This window comes from Streptomyces palmae (assembly GCF_004684805.1).
Taxonomy (GTDB): Bacteria; Actinomycetota; Actinomycetes; order Streptomycetales; family Streptomycetaceae; genus Streptomyces; species Streptomyces palmae.
In genome coordinates this window covers 1-5,355 of the sequence record NZ_SRID01000434.1, presented here as the reverse complement: position 1 = coordinate 5,355, position 5,355 = coordinate 1, and the positions used below count along the sequence as shown (strand labels likewise).

At 73.4% G+C, this 5,355-nt stretch carries 6 protein-coding genes; all 6 read right to left on the bottom strand.

Annotated elements, in window-relative coordinates:
• Nucleotides 1-234: tetratricopeptide repeat protein (locus E4099_RS28565; protein ID WP_135342016.1), on the bottom strand; the 234-nt coding region annotated here is incomplete at its 3' end.
• Between the two features lie 352 nt (nucleotides 235-586).
• On the bottom strand, nucleotides 587-1,024 hold the full coding sequence (locus E4099_RS28560; RefSeq protein ID WP_135342015.1) for a hypothetical protein: 438 nt from the start codon (nucleotides 1,022-1,024) through the stop codon (nucleotides 587-589).
• Nucleotides 1,025-1,103: 79 nt separating this feature from the next.
• Complete coding sequence (locus tag E4099_RS28555; protein WP_135342014.1) at nucleotides 1,104-1,847, bottom strand: 16S rRNA (uracil(1498)-N(3))-methyltransferase; 744 nt, start codon at nucleotides 1,845-1,847, stop codon at nucleotides 1,104-1,106.
• On the bottom strand, nucleotides 1,844-2,932 hold the full coding sequence (locus tag E4099_RS28550) for a nitronate monooxygenase (RefSeq protein WP_135342013.1): 1,089 nt from the start codon (nucleotides 2,930-2,932) through the stop codon (nucleotides 1,844-1,846). Before E4099_RS28550 ends, E4099_RS28555 begins: the two co-directional genes overlap by 4 nt.
• Nucleotides 2,933-3,063: 131 nt before the next feature.
• Nucleotides 3,064-4,200: a molecular chaperone DnaJ gene (gene dnaJ, locus E4099_RS28545; RefSeq protein ID WP_135342012.1), complete on the bottom strand. Its 1,137-nt coding sequence runs from the start codon at nucleotides 4,198-4,200 to the stop codon at nucleotides 3,064-3,066.
• The gene (gene hrcA, locus E4099_RS28540; RefSeq protein WP_135342011.1) at nucleotides 4,201-5,217 is read right to left on the bottom strand and encodes a heat-inducible transcriptional repressor HrcA; all 1,017 of its coding nucleotides are present in this window, start codon (nucleotides 5,215-5,217) and stop codon (nucleotides 4,201-4,203) included.
• Nucleotides 5,218-5,355: the final 138 nt, after the last annotated feature.

Genomic DNA, 5,355 nt, shown 5'->3' with positions numbered 1-5,355 from the left:
GTCCTGGGGCGCGGGGGCGGTCATGGCCGCCGGGGCCACCGCACGGGCCATCAGCGCCTGGGCCTCCTGGTTGCCGGGTTCGCGCTGGAGCGCGGCGGCCAGTTCGGCGATGGCGTCCGGGACCTGCCCGCCGTCCAGCAGCAGTTGCGCCAGGTGGAGGCGGAGCGGCAGGTCGTCGGGGGCGGCGGCGACGGCCGCGCGCATGCTCCGTATCAGAGGCGAGTCGTCCGGCATGGGCACAGCCTAGGCTGTCTCGATCACCGCTCCGCCCGCTCCCCGGTGCCCGGTCGGGGCCGTTCGGAGGGCCACCGGTCCGAGGAGCCGTCCGCGGTGATCCGGTGAGGTTCCCTTCTCGGCGACCTGGCGGGGCCTCACCGACCCGCGCCCGGGGGACCTGCCAGGAGGGTGTGGGGTTCCCGGAGTTCGGCGCCGGGGCACGGAGGCCATCGGCTTCCGTCGCCGGGCGGCCCGGGGGTCGCCAGGCCGGTCGCCGAGGCCGGACGCCATCGGGTGGCGCACCGCCGGGCCATGGCCGTCAGCGGTGCGCCTCCCCTCGCGGCAGGCGCCTCGGCGGTGCCGGGCGGCGTCAGGAGGGCCGGCTGGTGGGCCCGCAGTCGCCGATCAGCGAGGCGTGGAAGGCCTTCCGCCCGGCCACCTTCGCGGTGAGGTCGCCGCGTACGCATCTGCCCTTGCGCTGGTAGGTGACCACCCCGGTCACCCGGATCTCCGCGTCGTGCTTCTCCGCGGTGCCGCGGCAGTCGACGTCGACCGCGCGGATCGGCTTGCGGGAGGAGCCGGCCACCTCGTCGCCCTTGGCGTTCCCGGTGCAGCTGAGCCAGCGCACGTCTATGCCGCCGCGCTCCAGGGCCTTGGTGGCGACCTCGTCCGTGGTGTAGGCGGCGCTGACGGCCGTCAGGCCCTGCTCGTCCTGCGGTTCACAGGCGGTCGCGGCGGCGAACACGACGCTCACCGCGGCGGCCGCCGGCAGCACCCTGCCGCGTCCAAGATGGCGCAATAGCCTCATAGGGGACAGGTTGTCATCCCGGAACGGCGATCCGGAAGACCGTCTTCGGCCACCCTCGCGCCCGTCCCGGCGGCCGCCCCTACGACCAGCGCCCGGTGCGTCCCAGCAGCAGCGCGGTGGCGGCCGTACCGGCGGTGGAGGTGCGCAGGACGCTCGGGCCCAGCCGGTACGGCTTCGCCCCGGCCTCCGCGAAGACCGCCAACTCCTCCGGTGACACACCCCCTTCGGGGCCCACCACCAGCACGATCTCGCCCTCGGCCGGCAGCGCGGCGGTGGCCAGCGGATCGCTGCCCGCCTGCCGGTCCTCATGGAGCACGGCGGCGAAGTCGGCCGCCGCCAGCAGCGCCGCGACCTGCTTGGTGGTCATCTGCTCGGCCACCTCGGGGAACCGCACCCGGCGGGCCTGCTTGCCCGCCTCCCGGGCCGTACTCCGCCACTTGGCCAGCGACTTGGCGCCCCGGTCGCCGCGCCACTGGGTGATGCAGCGGGCCGCGGACCAGGGCACGATCGCGTCCACCCCGGTCTCGGTCATGGTCTCCACCGCCACCTCGCCGCGGTCTCCCTTGGGCAGGGCCTGCACCACGGTGATCCGCGGGGTGGGGGGCTCCTCGACGCCCTGGGCGCGTACCTCGACCACCAGCCGGTCCTTGCCCTCGGCGGCCAGCACCACGCCGTCCGCCCAGCCGCCCAGGCCGTCGGTGAGGACCAGCTCCTCACCGGTCCGCAGCCGGCGCACCGAGACCGCGTGCCGACCCTCCGGTCCGTCCAGCACGAACTCGCCGACGGCCGGCACGGCCTCCACCACGAAGACGGGCGCGGTCACGAGGCCGCTCCGGTCCAGGTGCCGGGCACCGAGCCGAGCGCGTTGTCCATCTCGGCGGCGAGCACCTCGACCAGCCGGCCGGCCGGCATCTCACGGGCCAGCCGGTGCCCCTGGCCGGCCCACAGCGACATGCCCTGGGGGTCGCCCACCTTGGCCGCCGCCCTGCGCAGCCCCGCGGTGAGGTGCTGCAGCTGCGGGTAGGCGGCCGGGGCGTACCGGCCGTGTTCGCGCATGAAGCGGTTGACCAGACCGCGTGCCGGGCGCCCGGTGAAGGCCCGGGTCAGCTCGGTGCGGGTGAACAGCGAGTCGGTCATGGCCCGCTTGTGCAGCGGGTGGGCGGCCGACTCGTGGCACACCAGGAAGGCGGTGCCCAGCTGGGCCGCGTCGGCGCCGGCCGCCAGTACGGCGGCGATCTGGGCGCCGCGCATCAGTCCGCCGGCCGCGATCACCGGCAGCGGCACCGCCTCCCGGACCAGCGTGATCAGCGAGAGCAGGCCCAGGCCGGCGGCGGTGCAGTCGGCGTGCGGGTCGTCGAAGTGGGTGCCCTGGTGCCCGCCGGCCTCGATGCCCTGGACGCAGACCGCGTCGGCGCCCGCCCGCTCGGCGGCCTGCGCCTCGGCGGGCGAGGTGACGGTGACCACGGTGCGGGTGCCGGCCCCGGCGAACGCCTCCAGGACGGCCCGCGAGGGGCAGCCGAAGGTGAAGGACACCACCGGGACCGGGTCCTCCAGCAGGATCGCCAGCTTGACCTCGTAGGCGTCGTCGTTGCCGGAGTCCGGGTCGCCCAGCGGGGTCTCGTACCAGGACGCCTCGCCGGACAGCTGCTCGGCGTAGACCTCGACGGCGGCCGGGTCGGCGGTGGCCGGCTGCGGCATGAAGACGTTGACGCCGAAGGGGTGCCCAGTCAGTCCGCGGAGCTGTTTGATCTCCTCGTACATGGCCTCCGGCGTCTTGTAGCCGGCGGCCAGGAAGCCGAGGCCGCCGGCCGCGGAGACCGCGGCGGCGAGCTGCGGGCAGGAGGCCCCACCCGCCATGGGGGCCTGCACGATCGGGTACCGAAAAAGATCGGTCAGCGCGGAGGACATGAACACATCGTGTCACGTTCACCGCACCGACCCGTAACGACCCCGGCCACCGCGGCGGCCCGAGGACGGCGTCGGCCCCGGGGCGCCGAAACGCTCCCGGGGCCCTTGCCGGCACACTGCCGGCCGTGGCTCTACCGCCCGTTGAAGGCGTCCTTCAGCCGCGAGAACAGACCCTGCTGACCGGGCTTGAACTCCCCCATCGGGCGCTCTTCGCCGCGCAGCTTGGCCAGCCGCCGCAGCAGCTCCTCCTGCTCCCCGTCCACCTTGGTCGGGGTCTGCACCTCGACGTGGACCACCAGGTCGCCCCGGCCGCCACCGCGCAGATGGGTGACGCCGCGCTGGTGCAGCGGGATCGACTGCCCGGACTGGGTGCCCGGCCGGATGTCGACCTCCTCCAGGCCGTCCAGCGTCTCCAGCGGCACCTTGGTGCCCAGCGCCGCCGCCGTCATCGGGATGGTGACCGTGCAGTGCAGATCGTCGCCGCGCCGCTGGAAGACCGGGTGCGGCAGCTCGTGGATCTCGACGTAGAGGTCGCCGGCCGGGCCGCCACCGGGGCCGACCTCGCCCTCGCCGGCCAGCTGGATCCGGGTGCCGTTGTCCACACCGGCCGGGATCTTGACCGTCAGGGTGCGCCGGGAGCGGATCCGCCCGTCGCCCGCGCACTCCGGGCAGGGGGTGGGCACCACGGTGCCGAAGCCCTGGCACTGCGGGCACGGCCGGGAGGTCATGACCTGCCCCAGGAAGGACCGGGTGACCTGGGAGACCTCACCACGACCGCGGCACATGTCGCAGGTCTGGGCGGAGGTGCCCGGGGCCGCGCCCTCGCCGCTACAGGTGGTGCACACCACTGCGGTGTCCACCTGGATGTCCTTGGTGGTGCCGAACGCGGCCTCGTCCAGCTCCACGTCCAGCCGGATCATGGCGTCCTGGCCCCGGCGGGTGCGGGACCGCGGCCCGCGCTGCGAGGCGGTGCCGAAGAACGCGTCCATGATGTCGGAGAAGTTGCCGAAGCCCGCGCCGAAGCCACCCGCGCCGGCGCCGCCGCCGGTGCTGGACAGCGGGTCCCCGCCGAGGTCGTAGACCTGCTTCTTCTGCGGGTCCGACAGCACCTCGTAGGCGGCGTTGATCTCCTTGAAGCGCTCCTGCGTCTTCGGGTCCGGATTCACGTCCGGGTGCAGCTCGCGGGCGAGCCGGCGGAACGCCTTCTTGATCTCGTCCTGCGAGGCATCACGCCGCACGCCCAGGACTGCGTAGTAGTCCGTCGCCACTTACGACTCCGCCAGGATCTGTCCGACGTAACGTGCCACTGCGCGTACCGCTCCCATCGTTCCGGGGTAGTCCATGCGGGTCGGTCCGACCACGCCGAGTTTGGCGACTGCCTCGTCGCCCGAACCGTAGCCGACCGCGACGACGGACGTGGAATTCAGCCCCTCATGGGCGATCTCATGCCCGATGCGCACGGTCATGCCCGAGTCCTTGGCCTCGCCAAGGAGCTTGAGCAGCACCACCTGCTCCTCCAGTGCCTCCAGCACCGGCCGGATGGTGAGAGGAAAGTCATGCACGAAGCGGGTGAGATTGGCGGTGCCGCCGATCATCAGCCGCTCCTCGGTCTCCTCGACCAGGGTCTCCAGCAGCGTGGCCAGCACCGCGGAGACGGTGCCCCGCTCGTCGGTCTCGAAGGATTCGGGCAGGTCCTGCACCAGCTGCGGCACGTCCGAGAAGCGGCGCCCCACGACCCGGCTGTTCAGCCGCGCCCGCAGATCCGCCAGCGCGGTCTCCCCGACCGGACCGGGGCAGTCCACCATGCGCTGCTCTACCCGGCCGGTGTCCGTGATCAGCACCAGCATGACCCGGGACGGGGACAGCGCCAGCAGCTCCACGTGCCGCACCGTGGAACGGGTCAGCGAGGGGTACTGCACGACCGCGACCTGCCGGGTCAGCTGCGCCAGCAGCCGCACCGTGCGGCCCACCACGTCGTCCAGGTCGACCGCCCCGTCCATGAAGTTCTGGATGGCGCGGCGCTCGGCCCCGGACAGCGGCTTGACGCCGGCCAGCCGGTCCACGAACAGGCGGTAGCCCTTGTCGGTGGGGATGCGGCCGGCGCTGGTGTGCGGCTGGGCGATGTAGCCCTCGTCCTCCAGCACGGCCATGTCGTTGCGCACGGTGGCCGGGGAGACGCCCAGCCGGTGCCGCTCGGTGAGCGCCTTGGAGCCCACCGGCTCCTCGGTGCCGACATAGTCCTGGACGATGGCGCGAAGCACCTCGAGCCTGCGTTCACTCAGCACCGCGCGCACCTCCAGTCGGCCGAGTCCTCGGGAACCTGCCCTTGGCACTCAACTGTCGCGAGTGCCAGATCTTCCTGAGCCAGTGTACGGCCGGGTGCCATGGCGGGGGCAAGGCCCGTCCCGCCCCCTGTGGACAAC

Bases quoted from the DNA above. Each gene is read 5' to 3' on its own strand.
- E4099_RS28560 (WP_135342015.1), bottom strand. From the start codon at position 1,024: ATGAGGCTATTGCGCCATCTTGGACGCGGCAGGGTGCTGCCGGCGGCC.
- E4099_RS28550 (WP_135342013.1), bottom strand. From the start codon at position 2,932: ATGTCCTCCGCGCTGACCGATCTTTTTCGGTACCCGATCGTGCAGGCC.